The following is a 21920-nucleotide window of genomic DNA, read 5'->3' as shown; positions in this document are numbered from 1 at the left end:
AGTGAGGCACCTTTGACCAGCCGGTCAAAGGTGCCCTTCACTCGTTGTCAGGCGGCTTCGACGGTGAGGGCTTGGTTGTCGTCGGTGACGTCGACGCGGATCTTGTCGCCCTCCCGGATGTCCCCGGCCAGCAGCTTCCGGGCGAGTTGGTCGCCGATCGCCGACTCGACCAGGCGGCGCAGCGGGCGCGCGCCGTACACCGGGTCGAAACCGTTGAGCGCCAACCAGTCCCGCGCCGCCGGTTGCACGTCCAGGCTGAGCCGCCGCTGGGCCAGCCGCTGCGCGAGGCGCTCCACCTGGATGTCCACGATCGACGTCAGCTCGTCGGTGGACAGCGAGTGGAACACCACGACATCGTCCAGCCGGTTCAGGAACTCCGGCTTGAAGTGCTTGCGCACCACCGAAAGCACCGCGTCGTCGCGCTCCCGCTCGGTCAGGTTCGGGTCGGCGATCGCCTGCGAGCCGAGGTTCGAGGTCAGCACCAGGATGGTGTTGCGGAAGTCCACCGTGCGGCCCTGGCCGTCGGTGAGCCGCCCGTCGTCGAGCACCTGCAGCAGTACGTCGAAGACGTCCGAATGCGCCTTCTCCACCTCGTCGAAGAGCACCACCGAGTACGGCCGCCGCCGCACCGACTCGGTCAGCTGCCCGCCCTGGTCGTAGCCGACGTAGCCCGGCGGGGCGCCGACGAGCCGCGCGACCGAGTGCTTCTCGGCGTACTCGCTCATGTCGATGCGGATCATCGCCCGCTCGTCGTCGAACAGGAATCCGGCCAGCGCCTTGGCCAGCTCGGTCTTGCCGACGCCGGTGGGGCCGAGGAACAGGAACGAGCCGGTCGGCCGGTCCGGGTCGGCGACGCCGGCGCGCGTCCGCCGCACCGCGTCGGACACCGCGCGCACCGCTTCGGCCTGACCGACCACCCGCGCCTCCAGCGCGTCCTCCATGCGCAGCAGCTTGGCGGTCTCGCCTTCCAGCAGACGACCGGCCGGGATGCCGGTCCAGGCGCTGACCACGTCCGCGACGTCGTCCGGGGTGACCTCCTCCTGCAGCATCGCCTTGCGCTCGGTCTGCGCCTGGGTAGCCGCGTCGAGTTCCTTCTCCAGCTGCGGAATCCGGCCGTAGCGCAGCTCCGCGGCCTTGCCCAGGTCGCCGTCGCGCTCGGCGCGCTCGGACTCGCCGCGCAGCTGCTCCAGCTGCGTCTTCAGGTCGCGGACCTTGTCGATGGATTCCTTCTCCTGCTGCCACCGCGCGGTCAGCTCGGACAGCTTCTCGCGGCGGTCGGCGAGTTCGGCGCGCAACGCGGCCAGCCGTTCCAGCGAGGCCGGGTCGTCCTCTTTGGACAACGCCATCTCCTCGATCTCCAGCCGCCGCACGGCTCGTTCGACCTCGTCGATCTCCACCGGCCGGGAGTCGATCTCCATGCGCAGCCGGGACGCGGCCTCGTCGACCAGGTCGATGGCCTTGTCCGGCAGGAACCGGGCGGTGATGTAGCGGTCGGACAGGGTGGCCGCGGCGACCAGCGCGCCGTCGGTGATCCGCACGCCGTGGTGCACTTCGTAGCGCTCCTTGAGACCGCGCAGGATCGCGACGGTGTCCTCCGGGCTCGGCTCGCCGACCAGCACCTGCTGGAACCGGCGCTCCAGCGCGGCGTCGGTCTCGACGTGCTCGCGGTACTCGTCGAGGGTGGTCGCGCCGACCATGCGCAGCTCGCCGCGGGCGAGCATCGGCTTGATCATGTTCCCGGCGTCCATCGCGCCCTCACCGGTCGCCCCGGCGCCGACGATGGTGTGCAGCTCGTCGATGAAGGTGATGATCTGCCCGGCCGATTCGGTGATCTCCTTGAGCACCGCCTTGAGCCGTTCCTCGAACTCGCCGCGGTACTTCGCCCCGGCCACCATCGAGCCCAGGTCCAGCGCCACGACCCGCTTGCCGCGCAACGATTCCGGCACGTCCCCGGCGACGATGCGCTGGGCCAGGCCCTCCACGATCGCGGTCTTGCCGACGCCGGGTTCGCCGATGAGCACCGGGTTGTTCTTGGTCCGCCGGGACAGCACCTGCACGACGCGCCGGATCTCGGCGTCGCGGCCGATCACCGGGTCAAGCTCGCCCTTGCGGGCGCGTTCGGTGAGGTCCTGCCCGTACTTCTCCAGCGCCTTGTAAGTGCCCTCGGGATCCGGGCTGGTCACCCGCGCCGAGCCGCGCACCTTGCCGAAGGCCTCGGTCAGCGCTTCCGGCGTCGCGCCGTGCTTGCGCAGCAGATCCGAGACCCGGCCGCCCTCGGCGGCGAGGCCGACCAGCAGGTGCTCGGTGGAGACGTACTCATCGCCCATCTCGGTGGCCAGCCGCTGGCTGTGGGTGAGCGCCTTGACCGCGTCGCGGGACAGCTGCGGCGCGGACACCGTGCTGCCGGTGGCCGCGGGCAGCGAGTTGATGATCTGCTCCAGCTCCCGGCGCACCTCTGTCGGGTCGGCGCCGACCGCGGTCAGCAGTGGCGCGGTCAGCCCGTCGCCCTGGGCCAGCAGCGCCCCGAGCAGGTGCGCTGGACTGACATCCGGGTTGCCCGCCACCGTCGCGGCCTGCACCGCGGACGAGATCGCCTGCTGGGTCTTGGTCGTCGGGTTGAACGCGTCCATTCCTCACCTCGTCGCCGAGCACCTGATGCGAGCACATCATCTCCCGCACCACCATCCACTACATAGTCAACGTGAGGAAAGTTGAGCGAGTTCCGCTCAAGCGAGTCGGGCCGAAAGGCACGAAATGATGTCTTTTGCGGAAATGTCACTGGAGTCGCTTGTGGGGCAAACGTCACCCGTTTTAGCTAACGCGTCATGATGAACAGCACTGAATTGCCGCTCCCGCCCCCGGACGGGCAACTCGTCCTGGCCGCTGCGGAGGGCGGCGCGTTAGCCGGTGTCGAAGACGCCATCAACACCGTGTTCAACCCGATCTCGGAGGGCTTCTCCAACCTCGTCTTCGGCGAGATCACCGTCTTCGGCGTGACCTTCCCGTGGATCGTGGCCTGGCTGGTCATCGCCGCCGCACTGTTCACCGCGGTCTTCGGCTTCATCCAGGTCCGCTCCTTCAAGCTCGCCGTGGACCTGGTGCGCGGCAAGTACACCAACCCGGACGAGCCCGGCGAGATCAACCACTTCCAGGCGTTGGCCTCGGCCCTGTCCGGCACCGTGGGGCTCGGCAACATCGCCGGGGTCGGCGTGGCCGTGACGGTCGGCGGGCCGGGCGCGACCTTCTGGATGATCATCTGCGGCCTGCTCGGCATGGCCACCAAGTTCGTCGAGTGCACGTTGGGCGTGAAGTACCGGGAAATCGCCGCGGATGGCACGGTCTCCGGCGGCCCGATGCACTACCTGCGCAAGGGCATCGCGGAACGGATCCCAGGAGCGTTCGGCGCGACGCTGGGCAAGGTGCTCGCCGTGCTGGCGGCGGTGATGATCCTGTTCTTCGCCATCGCTGGTGGGAACATGTTCCAGGCCAACCAGACCTTCGCGCAGCTGCGCGACGTCACCGGCGGTGACACCGGCTGGCTCGGCTCCGACGGCGCAGCGCTGGTCTTCGGCGTCCTGCTGGCGGTGCTGATCGGCGCGGTGATCATCGGCGGCATCAAGTCCATCGGCGCCGTCACCAGCCGTCTGGTTCCGGCTATGGCGATCATCTACATCGCCGCCAGCCTTATCGTGATCGGCGTCAACATCGACGCGGTGCCCCGTGCGATCGGTGAGATCATCTCGGGTGCCTTCACCCCGGCAGCCGGATTCGGCGGCCTGATCGGCGTCCTGATCGTCGGCTTCCAGCGCGCCGCCTTCTCCAACGAAGCCGGTCTCGGTTCGGCGCCAATCGCGCACTCGGCGGTGCGCACCAAGCACCCGGTCACCGAGGGCCTGGTGGCGCTGCTGGAACCGTTCATCGACACAGTGATCATCTGCACCATGACGGCGCTGACCATCGTCATCGCCAGGACCCAGTTCTGGGTGGACGCCCAGCAGACGGTGCTGTCCGGTGGGGACACCCCGGACGGCGTCACGGTCACCTCGGAGTCCTTCGCCACGGTGCTGCCGTGGTTCCCCTACGTCCTCACGCTGGCCGTCGCGATGTTCGCGATCTCCACGATCATCACCTGGGGCTACTACGGCCAGCGGGCGTGGCTGTTCCTCTTCGGCGAGGGCAAGACCAACGAACGCGTCTACAACGTGGTGTTCTGCCTGTTCACCGTGGTCGGATCGGTGCTGACGCTCAGCAGCGTGCTCAACTTCGCCGACGCGGTGCTGTTCGCGCTGGCACTGTTCAACATCATCGGGCTCTACATCATGATCCCGGTGGTGAAGCAGGAACTGGCTTCCTACCGGACGAAGATCCGCACCGGTGAGGTCCGGAAGTTCGAGAAGGTCTGACGAGCAGCGTTTTCCCACGGGTAGCGGCGATTTAGCGCGAAATAGCCGCTACCGCGGGGAACGGGTGCCGAGTTCGCGCGAAATCGCCCGCCGTCACTCCTCGCGGACGGTTTGGATGTCGATCTCCACCTTCAGCGTGGTGCCGATCGCCGCGATACCGGTCTGCAGGGCCTGGTTGAACGTGATCGCGAAGTCCTCGCGGCGCAGCTGCGTGGTCGCGGTCGCCGAGGCGCGGGTGCCGCCCCACGGGTCCGGGCCGACCCCGGCGAACCGGGTGTCCAGCCGCACCGGCCGGGTCATCCCGCACAGCGTCAGCTCACCGTCGAGATCCCAGCGGTCGCCGCCGCGCGGGCGCAGCCCGGTGGACCGGAAGGTGATCTCCGGGAACTGCTCGACGTCCAGGAAGTCCTTGCTGCGCAGGTGGTCGTCGCGCATCCCGTTGGCCGTGTCGATGCTGGCCGCGGTGATCTGCACCGACACCGTGGACGATTCGACCGGGTTGCCGATCCGCACCTCGCCGCTGAACTCGTTGAACCGGCCGTGGATGCTGCTGATCCCCAGGTGCTTGGCGGTGACCAGGATCGACGAGTGCACCGGGTCGATCCGCCACAGGCCGGGCGAGGGCAGGTCCGAGCCACCGACCCGGCGCAACTCGACCTCGCCGAGGGTGGCGGCGGTCCCATCGTGCACCAGCGTGGACCGGGCGACGGGTTCGTGCGCGACCGCCGTGACGATCGCGGTGTAAGCACCGGCCTTGAGACCGGATGCGACCACCGAGCCCTGCGCATCGCCCTGCACCCTGGCCACCTGGGTGCCGGTGGCGTCGATGACGGTCAGCACCGCCTCCGGCACCGGCCAGCCGTCGCTGCCGCGCACCGTCGCGGTGACCGCCCCCGCTCCAGCGGGCGTGGTCCCGTGCGTCACGGCCTGCCGTTGGCCGAGATCCATCTAGAACATCTCCTCTGTGGCTGTCGGTCGTGGGCCGGGTACTTCGCCGCCGGGGTGGGCGCGAACCGGAAGTTCCGCCCACCCGGTCCTGGTGCGGAAGATACCGCGCACCACCGCGTTTCAGTCGCCCTGCGGGTAACCGAGTTCGACGTCGTGCGTGCTCTGCTCACCGGCCAGCCGCAACGACGTGGCGACCGGCGGATAACCGGTGGCGATCACGGTGTACTCGCCGTCCGGCAGGTCGGTGAAGGTGTAGTTGCCGTCGATGTCGGTGGTGGCCGCGCCGACGACCGCCCCACCGGAATCCAGCAGGGTCACCCGCGCGTCGGCGACCGCGACGCCGAGGTTCGCCGACCGGACCACGCCGCTGAGCCGCGTGCCGCTCTGCAACGCGACGTCGACGGTGTTCTCCTCGCCGTCGGTCACGGTCACCGAGTTCGCCACCGGCCGGAAGCCCGGTGCGGTCACCGTCAGCGCGTAGCTGCCGCCGACCAGGTCGGCGAACAGGTAGTACCCGTCCGGCCCGGTCCCGGCGGTGGAGACGACCTCGCCGCGGACGTCGGTGAGCACCACCATCGCCCCGGCGATGCCCTGGCCGCCGACGTGCACCAGGCCGGTGAGCTGACCGGCGCCGAGCAGTTGCACGTCGTGGCGGACCGGGCGGTCGGCGACCACCACCATCGACGCGGTCGGCTGGTAGCTGCCGCCGGAGGCGATCAGCACGTAAGTACCGCCGTGTCCGACCCCGAGCTGGAACCGCCCGTCGTGGTCGGTGCGGGCCCGCTCGACCTGCCGACCGTTGGCGTCGGTCAGGGTCAGCACCACCCCGGAGACCGGCGTGCCGATCGAGTCCTGGACGGTGCCGTGCACGAACAACCCACCACCGTCGCCCGGTGTCGCCAGGTTGCCCGCCAAGTGCCTGCCGTTGGTCGCGTAGCGCCGTGGCCCAACCGGCTCTGACCAGGCATCGAAGGCATCATCCACAGAGTTGTCCACAGGTTCGGCGGCCAGCCGCGCGGGCCGCATTCCGGCACCCCCAACCTGGGCAGAACCGTTCGTCGCGGGATGCTCCGCGGCCCAGTTGTCCACAGGCCGACCGAGGTTGTCCACAGTGTCTTCGTGCCCGGCCACCGCAGCAGCCTCCCTTTCCTCGTGACTGTCGATCGTGGTCCGCAGCGGCGTCTCGCGGAGGAACAGCACCGCGAAGAACGTGACCACCGCGATGCACGCGGAGACGAAGAAGATATCGCCAATCGCGTCGCCGTAGGCAGCCCGCACGATGGTCTGCACCGGGCCCGGCAGGTTGGCAACGTCCAGCGAGCCGCCACCCGACCCGGCCGCCTGCGCGGCACCGGGGATCTTCGCCAGCCCCTGCGCGATGTACTCCGACACGCGGGTCGCCAGCACCGCGCCCAGCACCGAGACGCCCGCCGAACCGCCCAGGGTCCGGAAGAACGTCACGACCGCGGTCACCGAACCCATGTCCTTGCCGCTGGTGGAGTTCTGCACCGCCAGCACCAGGTTCTGCATCAGCATGCCGACCCCGCTGCCCATCAGGAACAGGTAGACGCCGACCAGCACCAGGTTCGTCTCGTGGTCGATGGTGCTCAGCAGCCACATCGCCACGATCATCGTGATCGAACCGCCCAGCAGGAACGGTTTGATCTTGCCGGTGACGCGGGAAATGATCTGCCCGGACACCGTCGAGGACAGGAACAGCCCGCCGACCATCGGCAGGGTCATCAGGCCCGCGGTGGTCGGGGTGAAGCTGCGCGCGATCTGGAAGTACTGGCCCAGGAACACCGCGCCGCCGAACATCGCAGTGCCCACCGCGACGGTGCCAATGGTGGCCAGCGTGACGGTCGGGTTGCGGAACATCCCCAGCGGCACGATCGGCTCGCTGACCTTGGTCTCGATGATCAACGCGATGAGCAGCGCGAGCAGGCCGCCGCCCACGTAGGTCGCGGTCTCCACCGACCACCAGTCGAACTGCTTGCCCGCCAACGAGACCCACACCAGCAGCAGGCTCACCCCGCCGACCAGGAACAGCGCCCCGAACCAGTCGATCTTGACCGACCGCTTGACCACCGGCAGCCGCAGCGTCCGGCCGAGCACGATGAAGGCGATCACCGCGATCGGCACGGTCACCCAGAAGCACCAGCGCCAGCCCAGCCAGGGCGTGTCCACGATGAGTCCGCCGACCAGCGGTCCGCTGACCGTGGCGACCGCGAAGGTGGCGCCGATGTAGCCGCTGTAGCGACCGCGTTCGCGCGGGGACACCATCGCGGCGATCACGACCTGGATCAGTGCCTGCAAGCCGCCCATGCCGATGCCCTGCAGGGCGCGGAAACCGATGAGCATCTCCATCGACTGCGCGAACCCGCCGAGCACCGAACCGGCCGTGAAGATGGTGATGGCCAACTGGTAGAGCAGCTTCTTGCTGAACAGGTCGGAGAGCTTGCCCCAGATCGGGGTGGACGCGGTGGAGGTGAGCAGCATCGCCGTGACCACCCAGGTGTACTGGCCCTGGGTGCCCTTGAGATCGGCGATGATCCGGGGCAGCGCGTTCGACACGATCGTCGAGCTGAGGATGGCGACCAACAGCGCCAACATCAGACCCGACATCGCCTCCAGGATCTGCCGATGCGTCATCGACGATTCCGCGGTGGGCTCGGCGCGCCCGTCCCGCCGGACCGGCACTGTCGCGTCCGGCGCCGTCTCCGTCGAGGTGGTCATCGAGTTCCTTCCTTGGTCGCGGAGTCGGTGGCGCAGACCGCGTCGCCGATCGTGTAGCGGCGGATGTCGGCCATCGCTTCGCCCAGCAGCCGGGCGAGGTCGCGCACCTTGGCGTCGTCCCAGTCGGCCAGCGCTTCGCCGATCCATTCCGCTTTCTTGCGTTCCAGCGCGGCAACCGCGCGCTCGCCTTCGGCGGTGGCGCGCAGCAGCACGACTCGCTTGTCCGCGGGGTCGTGTCGACGGCTGATCAGGCCCGCCTGTTCGAGCTGCCCGACCTGGCGGCTCACCACGGACGCGTCGACGATCCGGTGTTGGGCGAGGTCGGAGGCCCGGCATTCGCCGCGGTAGACGAGTTCGGTGAGCAACCCGGCGGCGGCGTAGGGCACCTGCTCGGTGGTGAAGTGCCCGCGCTGCATGGCTACCTGTTTGAGGCCGAGCAGGGCGCGGAGTGGTCCGAGCAGTTCGCTGCAAGTCTCTTGTGTTGGTCCCATGGCCCATTCCTTTAGTTGCTGCACGCAACTATAAAGCGGGTTAGTTGCATCGCACAACTTGTAGACCTGTGACCCCCCGCACCGCAATGACGCGGGTACCTCCCCATGCCACCCGACACCCCGCAGATTGGCGCAGCGCTCAAAACGAGCCTCGTCAGGCAAGCGGCGTAGCCGCTTTCGGCGGTGAACCGCCACCGCGACGAGCAACTGAAGGCTGCTTGAGCCGTCGCAAGCGCCGCAGGCGCTTAGCCCACCTACGCAACTTGCACCGCCGCGGGTTCTCAGACGTCTTCTCGCGAGGACAGCCCCGACGCCGCGTATCGGACATACATAAGTCGGGGATCCCGGAGACGAGAAGACGTCTGAGGTTCCGCTACTCGCACCGCCACGCAAGCCACTCCGCGAGCTCTCTTAGAGCTCAGATCATGGTGTTGAGTTTGCCGAGTAGTCGGGCCAGATCCTTGAGGTCCTGGGTGGACCAGCTGGCGAACTCGCCGTGCAGGTGCTTGCGGCGCTCGGCGCGGACCTTGGACAGCCGCTCGCGCCCCAGGTCGGAGAGCTGGATGCGGCGGGCGCGGCCGTCATCGGGGTCGGGCACCCGCTCAAGCAGGTTCAGGTCCACCAGGGTCGCGATCTGCCGACTCACGGTGGATTTGTCCAGCCCGGTGCGGTCCGCGACGTCCATGCCGCGCAGTGGCCCGGCGTCGTCGACCATCAGCAGCAGGCTGTAGGAGGCCGGGTCCAAATCCGGGTGCACCCTCGCGGCGACCTCGGTCGACAGATTCCGGGCACGGCGGAACATCATCACCAGTTCGCGCTCGACGGTTTCCGCCGCGGCACGCCGGTCGACGCCCTCCTCGCGCACCACGCCCGCCGAACCCCGCGCCTCGTCCTCGATCACAGCTCTCCCGCCCGCGCCCCCGCAGGTCGGCGGAGGCGCCACCGTCGGCCCCGCACCCCAGAGTGCCTGAAACCAACGCTAGTCCGTTTCGCCCACTCTATGAACGGGCCGGATAGGACCGGGTGGCGGATCGCGGGGACGTCAGCTCTCGGGGCTGCCCACCGGCTCGGGCTGGTGCCACGGCCGGGGCATGCCCTTGGCGCCGAAGTAGTCGCCGCCCTTGCGCTTGACGTCGTCGGTGCCCCAGCTGCGCTGACGCAGCACCGGCACCATCCGCGGGATGTGCTTGCGGCAGTGGATGTACGCCTCTTCGACCTGCACCACCACCCAGCGCTCGGGAGTGCGGCCGCGGTCGAACTCGGCGGGCAGCGCCGGGTGGATCGCGCGCAAGTCGCCGTCCTCGACGATGCGGGCCTTGCCGTTGACGTGCAGGCCGATCAGATCTGTGACGAAGTCCACCAGCAAGATCCCGATGTGCGGGTTCTCACTGATGTTGCCCAGGCTCGCCAGCACGCCGTTGCCGCGGTACTCCGGGTAGCACAGGTGCCGCTCGTCGAGGACCTCGATGAAGCCGGGCGGTCCGGCGCGCAGGCTGGCGTCGCAGTCGCCACGGGCGTCGGAGGTGGCCACGAACGCCATCTCCATCCGCCCGATGAACTCCTTCATCTGCGCGTTCAGGTGGTCCAGCACCTGGTCGTCGTAGAACTTCCGGGCTCGTTTCTCGGTGCCGTAGGCGCACTGCAGCAGGTGTTCGCCGGTCGAGCCGGGCAGCGGGTCCGGTCCGTCTCCGACGAACGGATCGCGCGGCGGGGCGGCGGGGAGCAAGTCGTGGTGTTGGAGCGGGGTGGTGACCAGCCAGGCATCGTTGCAGGTCGGCAGGTCGGAGAGCTCCAGGTCCAGCAGGGCGGCCTCGGCCGTACCGGTCGGGGTCGGGTGATCGGGGGTCACGCGGGTCACCGTGTCACGTCTCCCTTTCCGCCAACAGGAGTGGATACTAGGTTCCCCCGACAGGTCCATGCATTATCTACGAGTAGTAGTTAAAAAGCACTCAAAAGTGGCATCAAGGCACACGCGTCCCCGAGCACGAGTTAGGGTCCACCTGACGTCGGGGAACGCTTGCAAGTAGTGGTGTGCCTGCCTGGGTACGACCGCCAACGTGGAGAAACTACCCCGAACCATGACAGCGAACGCCGTACTGAGCCCCGGACCACCCCCGAACCGCGAGCCATCGAACTCCGGTGTCAGCAAGATGGTTCGCCTGATCCGCGAGAGCTTCGCCGTGGTGGAGCCGCACGCCGACGATGTGGCGAGGTTCTTCTACGGCATGCTCTTCAGCCTCTCCCCGGCCACCCGCGAACTGTTCGCGGTGAACATGGAAGTGCAGCGCAGCCGCCTGTTGCGGGCGCTCGTGCACGTCATCCAGATGGTCGACAAGCCGGACGAGCTGCTGCCGTTCCTGCACCAACTCGGCCGCGACCACCGCAAGTTCGGCGTGGTCGCCGCGCACTACGAGGCGGTGGGCACCGCGCTGCTCGCCGCGATCAAGAAGTACGCCGGTGACGCCTGGACCGACAGCGTCGAGCGCGCCTGGGCCGAGGCGTACACCGTGATGGCCTCCGCGATGACCGAGGCCGCCGCCGCCGATGACGGCCCCGCCTGGTACACCGGCCAACTCGTCCACCACGAGCGGCTGAGCTGGGACGTCGCGGTGGTCCGCATCCGACCCGACCACCCGGTGCCGTACCAGGCCGGGCAGTACGTGAGCGTCGAGGTGCCGCAGCGGCCCCGGCTGTGGCGCTACCTGACCCCGGCGAACGCGCCGAACGACGAAGGGATCATGGAGTTCCACATCCGGGCCGTGGAAGGCGGCTGGGTCAGCCGCGCGCTGGTCGGGCACGCCCGACCCGGCGACCAGTGGCGCATCGGCTCGCCGATGGGTCGGCTGACCGTGGACCGGGAGACCTCGCCGGACGTCCTGATGATCGCCGGTGGCACCGGGCTGACCCCGATGCGCGCGATCATCGACGACCTCGCGCAGTACGGCGACAACCCGCGCGTGCAGCTGTTCTACGGCGGCCGGACCCGCGAGGACCTCTACGACCTGGAGAACCTGCAACGCGTCGCGATGCACAACCCGTGGCTGACGATCACGCCGGTGCTGGAGAACGACCCGGCCGTCTCGGGTGCCGAGCACGGCACGCTCGCCGAGGTGGTGACCCGCTACGGCGCGTGGCAGGACTGGGACGTGCTGGTCAGCGGTTCGCCGTCGATGATCCGCGCAACGGTCTCCCGGATGCTGGTAGCCGGTACGCCGCTGGACCACATCCGCTACGACCCCTTCACCCTGGACTGAAAAGGTTGTCCCCCCAGGCAAAGGGCATCAAACCGAGCAAGAACGCGAAGGTTGACGCAAACCTCACCCGCCACCCCCACGAGGAAGACGCGACAAGAGGAAAAGACGATAAGAGGCGGCAAGAAGCAGACAAAACGTAAGTTTCGGCAGGCAAGCGGCGAAGCCGCTTCCAGCGGTAAACCGCGACCGCGACAAGCAACTCAAGCCGACTGAGCCGTCGCAAGCGCCGAAGGCGCTTGGCCCACTCTCGCAACTTGCACCGCCGCGGGTTCTCAGAGGCTTTCTCGCGAGGACAGCCCCGACGTATCGGAATACATGATGTCGGGGATCCCGGAGACGAGAAAGCCTCTGAGGTTCCGCTACCCGCACCGCCACGCAAGTCCTCTTACTTGGAAAAATCAGCGGCGGCGTTTGCGCTCTGGTTTCCAGACCACCAGGGCCGTTTCCTGGCGGATCGGGACGAGGTCTCGGCGGTAGGACGCGTGCACCTGGGCCGCGGCTTGTTCGGCTGCGACGTGCGCGGCGGCCACCTCTTCCGCCAGTTCCTGGACCTTCGCGCGCAGGGCGTCGACCTCGTTCTCCAGGTCGATGATCCGCTTGATGCCCGCCAGGTTGACGCCTTCCTCCTGGGAGAGGCGTTGCACCTCGCGCAGCAGCGCGATGTCGCGGAGGGAGTAGCGGCGACCGCCCGCGGGCGTTCGTCCGGGCGAGACCAGGCCCAACCGGTCGTAGCTGCGCAACGTCTGCGCGTGCAGCCCGGAGAGCTGGGCCGCCACCGAGATCACGAACATCGGCGTGTCCTCGTTGGCCCCCGGCGGGAATCCGAAGCCTGGATCGGTTGGGCGACCGGCCATGACTACCTCCCGAGCATCTCGTTCAGGTCGCGACGCGGATCGTGGTCGGCGGTCGCCTTCGCGTAGTCCGCCAACGCCTCAGCCGCCTTGCCGTCCAATTTGGACGGAACGGCGACCTGCAACGTCACCAGGAGATCCCCGCTGCTGCCGTCCTTCTTGCTGGCACCCTTGCCGCGCACTCGGAAGGTGCGACCGCTGCCGGTCCCGGCCGGGACCTTCAGCGACACCTTCCCGTCCAGGGTCGGCACGGTCAACGTAGTGCCCAACGCCAGTTCGGGGAAGGTGACCGGCACCGTGATCGTCAGGTCATCACCGGAACGTCCGAACACCCGGTGCGGATTGACGTGCACCACCACGTACAGATCACCGGCGGCAGCACCGTGCCGACCGGGTTCGCCCTGGCCCGCCAACCTGATCCGCTGCCCGTCGGACACCCCGGCCGGGATCCGCACCGTCAGCGTGCGGCTGCGGGTGCTGACCCCTTCGCCGTTGCAGTCCGGGCACGGCGTGTCGATGAGCGTGCCGCGACCTCGGCAGTCCGGGCACGGCTCGCTGAACGCGAACGCGCCCTGGTTGCGGGTCACCAGCCCGGAACCCGCGCAGGTGGCGCAGGTGCGGGGCCGGGTACCCGGCTTGGCGCCCGAACCGTGGCAGGTCGGGCAGCTCACCGGGCTGGACAGCCGCAACGGCACGGTCGCACCTCGCACCGCTTCGGCGAAGTCGATGCGCACCTCGGTTTCCACGTCGGCACCACGGCGCGGCCGGTTCGTCGTGGTGGCACCGGGACGGCGGTTGCCGAACAGCCCGCCGAAGAGGTCGCCGAGTCCCCCGCTGCCACCACCCTGCGCGCCGCCGAAGAGGTCACCGATGTCGAAGCCGCCGGGTCCGCCGAAACCGCCGAAACCGCCCTGGCCGCCGAGACTGCCAGCCCCGAACAGCTTCCGCGCCTCGTCGTACTGCTTGCGCTTCTCCGGATCGGAGAGCACGCCGTACGCCTCGGAGACGGCTTTGAACTTGGCTTCCGCCTGGGCGTTTCCGGGGTTGGCGTCCGGGTGGTTCTCCCGCGCGAGCTTCCGGTACGCCTTCTTGATCTCGTCGGCCGAAGCCCCGGAGGAGACGCCCAGTTCGGCGTAGAAATCCTTGTCGAGCCATTCCCTGGCGCTCACCGGACGCCCCTCCCTTCGGTCCTGATCAACCCTGTTCGGCTTGGTTCTCGCCAGCTGCGGGCTCGGCCTCGGCCGCGGGCTCGGCGGAGGATTCCGCAGCGGGCTCGTGATCGGTCACCGCGACCATCGCCGGACGCAGCACCCGGTCGGCGAACCGGTAGCCGCGACGCAGCACGGTCGTCACGGTCGGGCCCGACACGTCGGGGGAGGTGGTGTGCTGCACCGCCTCGTGCACTGACGGGTCGAACTCATCGCCCTCCTTGCCGAACGGCTCCAGCCCGGCCGAGTTCAACGCCGTGATCAGCTTGTCCGCCACGGCTTTGAACGCGCCGTTGAGGTCGCCGTGCGCTTCGGCGCGCTCCAGGTCGTCGAGCACGGTCAGCAGGTCGCCAGCCACCGACGCCTTCGCGGCCGCGATCACCGCTTCTCGGTCGCGTTCCACCCGCTTGCGGTAGTTCGCGTACTCCGCGGTGACCCGCTTGAGGTCGGCGGTGAGCTCGTCGACCTGCTGCTGCAACCCGGACTTCTCGTCCTGGGCCTGCTCTTCCGCGGGCTGCGCGGCGGCCTGGACGATCTCCTCGTCGAGGGTGCCGGACATGCTTTCGGCCACCTGCGTCTCTTCTCCATTCGGAGCAGGGACCCGGCGCTGGCCGGTCACGGGGTCGATACGACGCCGATCCCGGACCACCACCGGCTCCTGCTCACCTTCGTTGCGCGACATTTCCGGCCTGTCCGCGGTCACTTCTTCTTCTCGTCCTCATCGTCGACGATCTCGGCGTCCACGACGTCGTCGGCGCTCGACGAACTCGCCCCGGCCGCGTCGCCAGCCGCGCCCGCACCGGCACCGGCAGCTGCGTTGGCTCCGGCGTCGGCGTACAGCGCCTGGCCGAGGGCCTGGGAATCGGTGGCGAGCTTCTCCACAGCCGCGGAGATCGCGGCCACGTCGTCGCCCTTGAGAGCCTCGTTGACCTCGTTGATCGAGGTCTGGACCTTCTCCTTGACGTCCGACGGCAGCTTCTCGTCGTTCTCCTTGAGAACCTTCTCGGTCTGGTACACCAGCGTCTCGGCCTGGTTGCGGGCCTCAGCCTCCTCGCGGCGCTTCTTGTCCTCATCCGCGTGCGCCTCGGCGTCCTTGACCATCCGGTCGATGTCGTCCTTCGGCAGCGCCGAGCCGCCGGTGATGGTCATCGACTGCTCCTTGCCGGTGCCGAGGTCCTTGGCGGAGACGTGCACGATGCCGTTGGCGTCGATGTCGAAGGTGACCTCGATCTGCGGCATGCCGCGCGGCGCGGGCGGGATGCCGGTCAGCTCGAACATGCCGAGCTTCTTGTTGTGCGCGGCGATCTCGCGCTCACCCTGGAAGACCTGGATCTGCACCGACGGCTGGTTGTCGTCGGCGGTGGTGAAGGTTTCCGAGCGCTTGGTCGGGATCGTGGTGTTGCGCTCGATGAGCTTGGTCATGATGCCGCCCTTGGTCTCGATGCCCAGGGACAGCGGGGTGACGTCGAGCAGCAGGACGTCCTTGACCTCACCGCGTAGCACACCGGCCTGCAGGCTGGCGCCGACCGCGACGACCTCGTCCGGGTTGACGCCCTTGTTCGGCTCCTTGCCAGCGGTCAGGTCCTTGACCAGCTCGGTCACCGCGGGCATCCGGGTGGAGCCACCGACCAGCACCACGTGGTCCATTTCGGCGAGCTTGATGCCAGCGTCGCGGATGACCGCCTCGAACGGCTTGCGGCAGCGCTCCAGCAGGTCGGAGGTGATCCGCTGGAACTCGGCGCGGGACAGCGTCTCGTCCAGGAACAGCGGGTTCTTGTCCGCGTCCACGGTGATGTAGGGCAGGTTGATGTTCGCGGTGGAGGAGCTGGAGAGCTCGATCTTGGCCTTCTCGGCGGCTTCCTTGATCCGCTGCATGGCCATCCGGTCCTTGGTCAGGTCGATGCCCGACGAGGACTTGAACTTGTCCACCAGCCACTCGACGATGCGCTCGTCCCAGTCGTCGCCACCGAGGTGGTTGTCGCCGCTGGTCGCGCGCACCTCGACCACGCCTTCGCCGATCTCCAGCAGCGACACGTCGAAGGTGCCGCCACCGAGGTCGAAGACCAGGATGGTCTGTTCCTTCTCGCCCTTGTCCAGGCCGTAGGCCAGTGCGGCGGCGGTCGGCTCGTTGACGATGCGCAGCACGTTGAGCCCGGCGATCTGCCCGGCCTCCTTGGTCGCCTGCCGCTGGGCGTCCTCGAAGTAGGCGGGCACGGTGATCACCGCGTCGGTGACGTCCTCACCCAGGTATGCCTCGGCGTCCCGCTTGAGCTTCATCAGCACGCGGGCGCTGATCTCCTGCGGCGTGTAGGACTTGTCGTCGATCTGCACCTTCCAGTCGGTGCCCATGTGCCGCTTGACCGACCGGATGGTGCGGTCCACGTTGGTGACCGCCTGGTTCTTCGCTGGCTGACCGGTGAGGATCTCGCCGTTCTTCGCGAAGGCCACGATGGACGGCGTGGTCCGCGAGCCCTCGGAGTTGGCGATCACCGTCGGTTCACCGCCCTCTAGGACGGAAACGACGGAGTTGGTCGTCCCCAGGTCGATGCCGACCGCTCGCGCCATGCTGAATTCCTCCCGACTTGATACCTGTGCGCCCAAACGCCATCACGAGCCCTTGAGCCTTGCTCACTCAAGTTTTACCCACCGCGCGTCACCACCGTCAAACCGGATTGAGCGCGGCGTACTCAAGCTTTCTGCCAGCACAACGGCTGACCAGGGACGGGAGTTCCCCACCTGGAGCGCGAAGTGATCTGGGCGACATGTCGACGGATCGCCATGTCGACATGCCGACCGCGCGGTCAGGACGACTGGACGACGATGTTGCCGCTGCCGGTGGACAGCTCCAGCCGCTTCGCGGCGGCCGGATCCTGCGGCACCTGGATGTCCACGTCACCGCTGCCGGTGTCGGTGTCGACCCGGTAGCGCTCGTCGGGCACGGTCAGTTCCACGTCGCCGCTGCCGGTGGACACCTCGGCGGACTGCGGTCCAACGAGGTGGAGCTCCGCGTTGCCGGACTGGGTCGTCGCGACGATCTCCGCGCCGCGCAGGTCGCGCCCGTCGATGTCGCCGCTGCCGGTCTCGGCTTGGACGTTACCGCCGAGCCCGGCGAGGGTGATCTCCCCGGAGCCGGTGTGCGCGTCGACCGGACCATCGACCTGGCTCACCCGCACCGACCCGGAACCGGTGCGCACGTCGACCGGGCCGTCGATGTCGCTCACCTCGACCGAGCCGGAGCCGATCTCGGTCCGCACCGACTGCATGCCGACCACGCGCAGCGAACCGGAGTCGAGGTTGCCGCGAACCGGCACCGGACTCGGCAACGTGACCTGGTAGTCGACGCTGCAGTTCCAACCGCACGCAGTGGCCAGCACGAGCGCGCCGCCCTCGACGCGGTGCTCGACCTCGTCGCCTTCGCTGAAGAACGCAGCTCCCCAGCGCTGCACTCGCTGGGTGATCTCGGCACGGCCGCCGGGCACGTAGCGCACCTCGACATCGCCGGAGCCGTTGGCCAGCTCGACGCCGTTGATCCCGTCCAGCGCGGTGGTGCGCTCCTCGGCGGATGCCAGCGGCCCCCAGGTCAGCGCTGCTCCGCCGAGCAGCACCAGAACTGCCCCGCCAACCGCGAGTCCCACCCGAGCCATGCCAATCCCCCTGTCGCTGGCTGACTGTTCGCGCGACCGAAACTACGCACCACATCCGGGCCGAACATCAGGGACACCCCCGAAACAGCCCGGAAGTTCCCCCGAACACGACGTTCGCAGCAAGCCGCCCGGCGGTGCGCCGGACACGTTATTTCCGCAGGTAGTCCACTGGGTGCAGGAGGAAGCGCAGCGTTGGTTCGAGTTCTTCAGCGGTGGGCGGCTCATCGGCTATCAGGCCCTGGAGGAGCAGTCCGTCGATCGCCGCGAACAGTGCGCGGATCACCGGGGGATCGCCACCAGCACCGTTGTTGATGGAGCCGGAGGCGATCTCGATCCAGCGGCGGGCGGCCGGGCGCAGCGCGGGCCGCTTGGCCGCCAGCAGGTACAGCTCGTATTCGCCGAGGGTGCGTTCGCGGTGCTCACGCACCATCTCGACGATCAGTTCGGCAACCGCCCTGGGCCACTCGCGGTTGTCGTCGACCCGCTCACGCAGCCGGTCCATGTCGGCGATCATCTTCTCGCAGCTCTCCAGCAACGCGGCCACCAGCAGTTCGTCGATGCCAGCGAAGTAGTAGGCGATCGACGCCGGTGGCACCTCGGCCTCGCGCGCGATGTTGCGGTGACTGACCCCGGCCACGCCGTCGCGGGCGACGACCCGCAGCGTCGCGTCGATGATCGCGCGGCGGCGACGTTCTCCCTTGGCCCGGCGACCGTCGGTCTCCGCGTCGGCGCGATCGAGGTTGCGGTGTGCGGCGGTCAATGCGCGCCGCCCAGTTCCAGCGCAAGCACCCCGCCGATGATGAGCGCGATGCCACCGATCTGCACCGCGGTGATCGACTCGCCGAGGAACACCGCTCCGATGATCGCCACCAGCGCGACCCCGGCACCGGCCCAGATCGCGTAGACGACGCCGACCGGCAGGCCCAGCTTGAGCACCGCGCTGAGCGCGGCGAAGGCCGCGAGGTAGCCGACCACGACCAGGATCGACGGGACCGTCCGGCTGAACCCGTCGGACAGCTTCAGCGAGACCGTGGCGAGCACTTCGCTCAGGATCGCCACCGCCAACATCAAGTACGCCACGCCGCCTCCAAGAAAATTGAACGATCGCCCTACTTCTTGAGCATACGGATGCCCGAACCCGCCAGGCACGCGGAATTTCAGTGATCCGCGTCCGGCTCCTCGGATTTCTTGTCGTCGCCGCCGGAGATCATGGTGGCGACGTTGATCGCGGCCCAGATCCCCATCGGGAAGATCGGCCAGAAGAACAGCGGCTGACCGGAGGCGATCGAGGTCACCAGCCAGATCCCGACCAGGATGAAGGTGACGCTCGCCCAGTCGCGCCACTCCTTGACCATCTTGCGCTTGCGCCGTTCGCGCTTGACGACCTCCGGCGACGGCTTCGCGGGCACCGGCGCGGGCAGGTCGGTGGTCAACGGCTCCAGTTCGCCGAACGTGGTCGCCGCGTACGCCTGCTGCAGGCGCTCGTCGTATTCGACGATGGTCAGCCGTCCCTCGTCGAGCGCCGCGCGCAGCCGTTGCGCGACCGCCTCGCGATCGGCGTCCGAAGCGCGCATCGCTCCGCTGCCCGGCTCCGTCATCGCAGACCCCCTAGTTCGCTCCAACTGGTGAAACAACCGAACGAACCGTTCACCCGATCAAATACGTGGCGAAAATCGCACCGCCGATGGCAAGTCTGCCGCGACCGATGTCCACGGCGTTGCAGTCCCGCGAAATCGTGCCGCCACGCCGCACGCGTCCAACAGCGACAACTCGCGAAACCCCAGCAACGGCACCACATCTCCCCGCAGCGGACCGGACGTTCGGAGACCCAGGATATCCGAGAAACCTGTACAAATGCACAACTAGTTTTTCGCCCGGCGGTCTCGCAGAATCATCGACTGTTCCCGACTCACGCCCCCAATAGTTACCGGCGGGTAATAGGGCGTACGCTCCCCAAACGGACAACACTCGAACAGGAGGCCGCGAGCATGGGTGCCCTGCAGCTCGTCCTGGGCCTGATCTGTCTCGCCGTGACCGCGGTCGCGGTGGTGCTGGTCGTCAGGACCGTCCGGCGGATGGTGTCGGCCATCCGGCTCGGCCAACCGGACCCGACCAGGAGCGGCCCGTTCGGCGCCCGCTTCGGGAACATGGTCAAGGAGATCCTCGGCCACACCCGGATGCTGAAGTGGGGGCACGTCGGCGTCGCCCACTGGTTCGTGATGCTCGGCTTCCTCGGCCTGAGCCTCACCGTGCTGGAGGCGTACTTCGAGGTCTTCTACCCGCCGTTCCACTTCCCGGTGCTCGGCTCGTGGTCGCTGTGGAACCTGGTGGTGGAGATCCTCGGGGTGACCACCATCCTCGGCGGGCTGTGGCTGATCGGCGTCCGCCAGGCCAACCACCCGCGCCGCGCGGGTCGGGTGTCGCGGTTCCAGGGCTCGAACTTCTGGCAGGCGTACTTCGTCGAGGCCGTGGTGGTGCTGGAAGGCGTGGGCATCATGGGCCTGCGCGCGTTCAAGTACTCCTCGGGGCTGTTCGACGCACCGGTGTGGGCAGCTCCGGTCACCTACGCGGTCGGCGGCATCCTGCCCGCGAGCACCGCGGCCGTGTCGGTCTTCGCCGCGTTCAAGATCCTGTCCGCGATGATCTGGGTGATCGTGATCGCCTCGAACATCACGATGGGCGTGGCCTGGCACCGGTTCACCGCGTTCTTCAACATCTACTTCAAGCGGGAAGCCGACGGCGAAGTGGCGCTGGGCGCGGTGAAGCCGATGATCAGCGGCGGGAAACCGCTGGACTTCGAGGAAGCCGATCCGGACACCGACGTCTTCGGCGCGGGCAAGGTCGAGGACTTCTCCTGGAAGGGCTGGCTGGACTTCACCACCTGCACCGAGTGCGGTCGCTGCCAGTCGCAGTGCCCGGCCTGGAACACCGGCAAGCCGCTGTCGCCGAAGCTGCTGGTCACCTCGTTGCGCGAGCACGCCTACGCCAAGGCCCCGTACCTGCTGGCCGGTGGCCGCAAGGACATGGCCGGGGACGAGGTCGGCATCACCGGCGACGACGCCGAAGCGCGGCTGGCCAAGATCGACGCGCTCGCCCTCGCCGAGGCGGAGCGCCCGCTGATCGGTGGCCCGGACGAGCTCGGAGTGATCGACCCCGACGTGCTGTGGTCGTGCACGTCGTGCGGGGCGTGCGTGGAGCAGTGCCCGGTGGACATCGAGCACGTCGACCACATCGTCGACATGCGCCGTTACCAGGTGATGATCGAGTCGAACTTCCCGACCGAACTGGGCGGGATGTTCAAGAACCTGGAGAACAAGGGCAACCCCTGGGGCCAGAACGCCAAGGACCGGCTGGCCTGGACCGACGGCCTGGACTTCGAGGTGCCGGTGTTCGACGGCGAACTGGCCGACGACGTCGAGTACCTGTTCTGGGTCGGCTGCGCCGGTGCGTTCGAGGACCGCGCCAAGAAGACCACCCGCGCGGTGGCGGAACTGCTGCACATGGCCGGGGTGAAGTATGCGGTGCTCGGCCCGGAGGAGACCTGCACCGGCGACCCGGCGCGACGCGCGGGCAACGAGTTCATCTTCCAGATGCTCGCGCAGCAGAACGTGGAAGTCCTCAACACCGTTTTCGAGGGCCGCGAGCCCGGCAAGCGCAAGATCGTCGCGACCTGCGCGCACTGCTTCAACAGCCTGGCCAACGAGTACTCCCAGCTCGGCGGCGACTACGAAGTCGTGCACCACACCCAACTGCTGAACAAGCTGGTGCGGGAGAAGCGGCTGGTGCCGGTCGCGCCGGTCGCCGAGGACGTCACCTACCACGACCCGTGCTACCTGGGCCGCCACAACAAGGTCTACACGCCGCCGCGCGACCTGGTCGGCGCCTCCGGCGCGACGTTCCGCGAGATGCCGCGGCACGCGGACCGCTCGATGTGCTGCGGTGCCGGTGGCGCGCGGATGTGGATGGAAGAGCGCATCGGCAAGCGGATCAACGTGGAGCGCGTCGACGAGGCGCTGGGCACCGCGCCGTCGAAGATCGCCACCGGCTGCCCGTTCTGCAAGGTGATGCTCTCCGACGGCCTCACCGCCCGGCAGAGCGAGAAGGTCGCCTCGGAATCCGTCGAGGTCGTCGACGTCGCGCAACTGCTGCTGTCGGCGGTCAAACGCGGCCAGTCGTCCACAGAGGACACTCCCGACCCGGCCCCCACCGGCAGCTGACGCTGGAACGTCGCGGCACCACAGGGTGACAGAGACTCCTCACCTGAATGGGGTCGGGGGGGGGGGGGAACCGGGGGGGGGGGGGGGGGGGGGGCGGGCCCCCCCCCCCCCCCCCCCCCGCGGCACCCGCGGGGCGCCCCCCCCCCCCGGGGGGGGGCGCCCCCCCCC

Annotated in this window: 17 protein-coding genes; 3 read left to right on the top strand and 14 right to left on the bottom strand. The window is 68.4% G+C overall.

What is annotated here, in order from left to right:
* Nucleotides 1-47: 47 nt before the first annotated feature.
* Nucleotides 48-2630, bottom strand: coding sequence for an ATP-dependent chaperone ClpB (gene clpB / locus MOQ72_RS19365; RefSeq protein WP_242185253.1), 2583 nt, complete (start codon nucleotides 2628-2630; stop codon nucleotides 48-50).
* Nucleotides 2631-2828: 198 nt separating this feature from the next.
* Here clpB and MOQ72_RS19360 point away from each other — a divergent pair, with 198 nt between their 5' ends.
* Nucleotides 2829-4403 (top strand): alanine/glycine:cation symporter family protein, encoded by a 1575-nt coding sequence (locus MOQ72_RS19360; RefSeq protein ID WP_372495466.1) that lies wholly within the window; start codon nucleotides 2829-2831, stop codon nucleotides 4401-4403.
* 93 nt (nucleotides 4404-4496) lie between these two features.
* Here the strand turns inward: MOQ72_RS19360 and MOQ72_RS19355 are convergent, their stop codons facing one another.
* The 5 genes from MOQ72_RS19355 to MOQ72_RS19335 form a co-directional block, all read right to left on the bottom strand.
* The gene (locus MOQ72_RS19355; RefSeq protein ID WP_242185251.1) at nucleotides 4497-5351 is read right to left on the bottom strand and encodes a YceI family protein; all 855 of its coding nucleotides are present in this window, start codon (nucleotides 5349-5351) and stop codon (nucleotides 4497-4499) included.
* Nucleotides 5352-5471: 120 nt separating this feature from the next.
* On the bottom strand, nucleotides 5472-8003 hold the full coding sequence (locus tag MOQ72_RS19350; protein WP_504980667.1) for an MFS transporter: 2532 nt from the start codon (nucleotides 8001-8003) through the stop codon (nucleotides 5472-5474).
* Nucleotides 8004-8083: 80 nt separating this feature from the next.
* A complete protein-coding gene (locus MOQ72_RS19345) occupies nucleotides 8084-8578 on the bottom strand; it encodes a MarR family winged helix-turn-helix transcriptional regulator (protein WP_242185249.1) in 495 nt (164 codons plus the stop codon).
* A 418-nt stretch (nucleotides 8579-8996) separates the two neighbouring features.
* Nucleotides 8997-9479 carry a MarR family winged helix-turn-helix transcriptional regulator gene (locus tag MOQ72_RS19340; RefSeq protein WP_242185248.1) on the bottom strand — a complete coding sequence of 161 codons (483 nt, stop codon included), beginning with the start codon at nucleotides 9477-9479 and terminating at the stop codon, nucleotides 8997-8999.
* A 141-nt stretch (nucleotides 9480-9620) separates the two neighbouring features.
* The gene (locus tag MOQ72_RS19335; protein ID WP_242185247.1) at nucleotides 9621-10427 is read right to left on the bottom strand and encodes a pyridoxamine 5'-phosphate oxidase family protein; all 807 of its coding nucleotides are present in this window, start codon (nucleotides 10425-10427) and stop codon (nucleotides 9621-9623) included.
* A 301-nt stretch (nucleotides 10428-10728) separates the two neighbouring features.
* Here MOQ72_RS19335 and MOQ72_RS19330 point away from each other — a divergent pair, with 301 nt between their 5' ends.
* Nucleotides 10729-11832, top strand: a complete 1104-nt coding sequence (locus tag MOQ72_RS19330; RefSeq protein ID WP_242185246.1) for an FAD-binding oxidoreductase — start codon at nucleotides 10729-10731, stop codon at nucleotides 11830-11832.
* A gap of 398 nt (nucleotides 11833-12230) precedes the next feature.
* Here the strand turns inward: MOQ72_RS19330 and MOQ72_RS19325 are convergent, their stop codons facing one another.
* The 8 genes from MOQ72_RS19325 to MOQ72_RS19290 form a co-directional block, all read right to left on the bottom strand.
* The gene (locus MOQ72_RS19325; protein ID WP_277954337.1) at nucleotides 12231-12686 is read right to left on the bottom strand and encodes a heat shock protein transcriptional repressor HspR; all 456 of its coding nucleotides are present in this window, start codon (nucleotides 12684-12686) and stop codon (nucleotides 12231-12233) included.
* A gap of 2 nt (nucleotides 12687-12688) precedes the next feature.
* Complete coding sequence (dnaJ, locus tag MOQ72_RS19320; protein ID WP_242185245.1) at nucleotides 12689-13852, bottom strand: molecular chaperone DnaJ; 1164 nt, start codon at nucleotides 13850-13852, stop codon at nucleotides 12689-12691.
* A gap of 25 nt (nucleotides 13853-13877) precedes the next feature.
* Entirely contained in the window at nucleotides 13878-14573 is a 696-nt protein-coding gene (gene grpE / locus MOQ72_RS19315; RefSeq protein WP_242185363.1) for a nucleotide exchange factor GrpE, read from the bottom strand.
* Between the two features lie 17 nt (nucleotides 14574-14590).
* Nucleotides 14591-16456, bottom strand: a complete 1866-nt coding sequence (gene dnaK, locus MOQ72_RS19310) for a molecular chaperone DnaK (RefSeq protein ID WP_242185244.1) — start codon at nucleotides 16454-16456, stop codon at nucleotides 14591-14593.
* Nucleotides 16457-16692: 236 nt separating this feature from the next.
* The gene (locus tag MOQ72_RS19305; protein WP_242185243.1) at nucleotides 16693-17535 is read right to left on the bottom strand and encodes a DUF4097 family beta strand repeat-containing protein; all 843 of its coding nucleotides are present in this window, start codon (nucleotides 17533-17535) and stop codon (nucleotides 16693-16695) included.
* Nucleotides 17536-17683: 148 nt separating this feature from the next.
* Nucleotides 17684-18295 carry a TetR/AcrR family transcriptional regulator gene (locus tag MOQ72_RS19300; protein WP_242185242.1) on the bottom strand — a complete coding sequence of 204 codons (612 nt, stop codon included), beginning with the start codon at nucleotides 18293-18295 and terminating at the stop codon, nucleotides 17684-17686.
* The gene (locus MOQ72_RS19295) at nucleotides 18292-18615 is read right to left on the bottom strand and encodes a DMT family transporter (protein ID WP_242185241.1); all 324 of its coding nucleotides are present in this window, start codon (nucleotides 18613-18615) and stop codon (nucleotides 18292-18294) included. The genes MOQ72_RS19300 and MOQ72_RS19295 overlap by 4 nt, the downstream gene beginning before the upstream one ends.
* Nucleotides 18616-18692: 77 nt before the next feature.
* A complete protein-coding gene (locus tag MOQ72_RS19290; protein WP_242185240.1) occupies nucleotides 18693-19133 on the bottom strand; it encodes a DUF1707 SHOCT-like domain-containing protein in 441 nt (146 codons plus the stop codon).
* 390 nt (nucleotides 19134-19523) lie between these two features.
* On the opposite strand from MOQ72_RS19290, the gene MOQ72_RS19285 reads away from it, so the two are divergent.
* Entirely contained in the window at nucleotides 19524-21752 is a 2229-nt protein-coding gene (locus tag MOQ72_RS19285) for a (Fe-S)-binding protein (protein WP_242185239.1), read from the top strand.
* Nucleotides 21753-21920 lie beyond the last annotated feature (168 nt).

The sequence above is a fragment of the Saccharopolyspora soli genome (genome assembly GCF_022678645.1).
Lineage (GTDB): Bacteria > Actinomycetota > Actinomycetes > Mycobacteriales > Pseudonocardiaceae > Saccharopolyspora > Saccharopolyspora soli.
The sequence above is the reverse complement of the archived record's forward strand: the minus strand, read 5'-3'. Positions and strand labels throughout refer to the sequence as shown.

Bases quoted from the DNA above. Each gene is read 5' to 3' on its own strand.
- MOQ72_RS19285 (WP_242185239.1), top strand. From the start codon at position 19,524: ATGGGTGCCCTGCAGCTCGTCCTGGGCCTGATCTGTCTCGCCGTGACC.
- MOQ72_RS19325 (WP_277954337.1), bottom strand. From the start codon at position 12,686: ATGGCCGGTCGCCCAACCGATCCAGGCTTCGGATTCCCGCCGGGGGCC.
- MOQ72_RS19330 (WP_242185246.1), top strand. From the start codon at position 10,729: ATGGTTCGCCTGATCCGCGAGAGCTTCGCCGTGGTGGAGCCGCACGCC.
- dnaK (WP_242185244.1), bottom strand. From the start codon at position 16,456: ATGGCGCGAGCGGTCGGCATCGACCTGGGGACGACCAACTCCGTCGTT.
- MOQ72_RS19350 (WP_504980667.1), bottom strand. From the start codon at position 8,003: ATGACGCATCGGCAGATCCTGGAGGCGATGTCGGGTCTGATGTTGGCG.
- clpB (WP_242185253.1), bottom strand. From the start codon at position 2,630: ATGGACGCGTTCAACCCGACGACCAAGACCCAGCAGGCGATCTCGTCC.
- MOQ72_RS19355 (WP_242185251.1), bottom strand. From the start codon at position 5,351: ATGGATCTCGGCCAACGGCAGGCCGTGACGCACGGGACCACGCCCGCT.
- grpE (WP_242185363.1), bottom strand. From the start codon at position 14,573: ATGTCGCGCAACGAAGGTGAGCAGGAGCCGGTGGTGGTCCGGGATCGG.
- MOQ72_RS19290 (WP_242185240.1), bottom strand. From the start codon at position 19,133: ATGACGGAGCCGGGCAGCGGAGCGATGCGCGCTTCGGACGCCGATCGC.
- MOQ72_RS19305 (WP_242185243.1), bottom strand. From the start codon at position 17,535: ATGGCTCGGGTGGGACTCGCGGTTGGCGGGGCAGTTCTGGTGCTGCTC.
- MOQ72_RS19345 (WP_242185249.1), bottom strand. From the start codon at position 8,578: ATGGGACCAACACAAGAGACTTGCAGCGAACTGCTCGGACCACTCCGC.
- MOQ72_RS19360 (WP_372495466.1), top strand. From the start codon at position 2,829: ATGAACAGCACTGAATTGCCGCTCCCGCCCCCGGACGGGCAACTCGTC.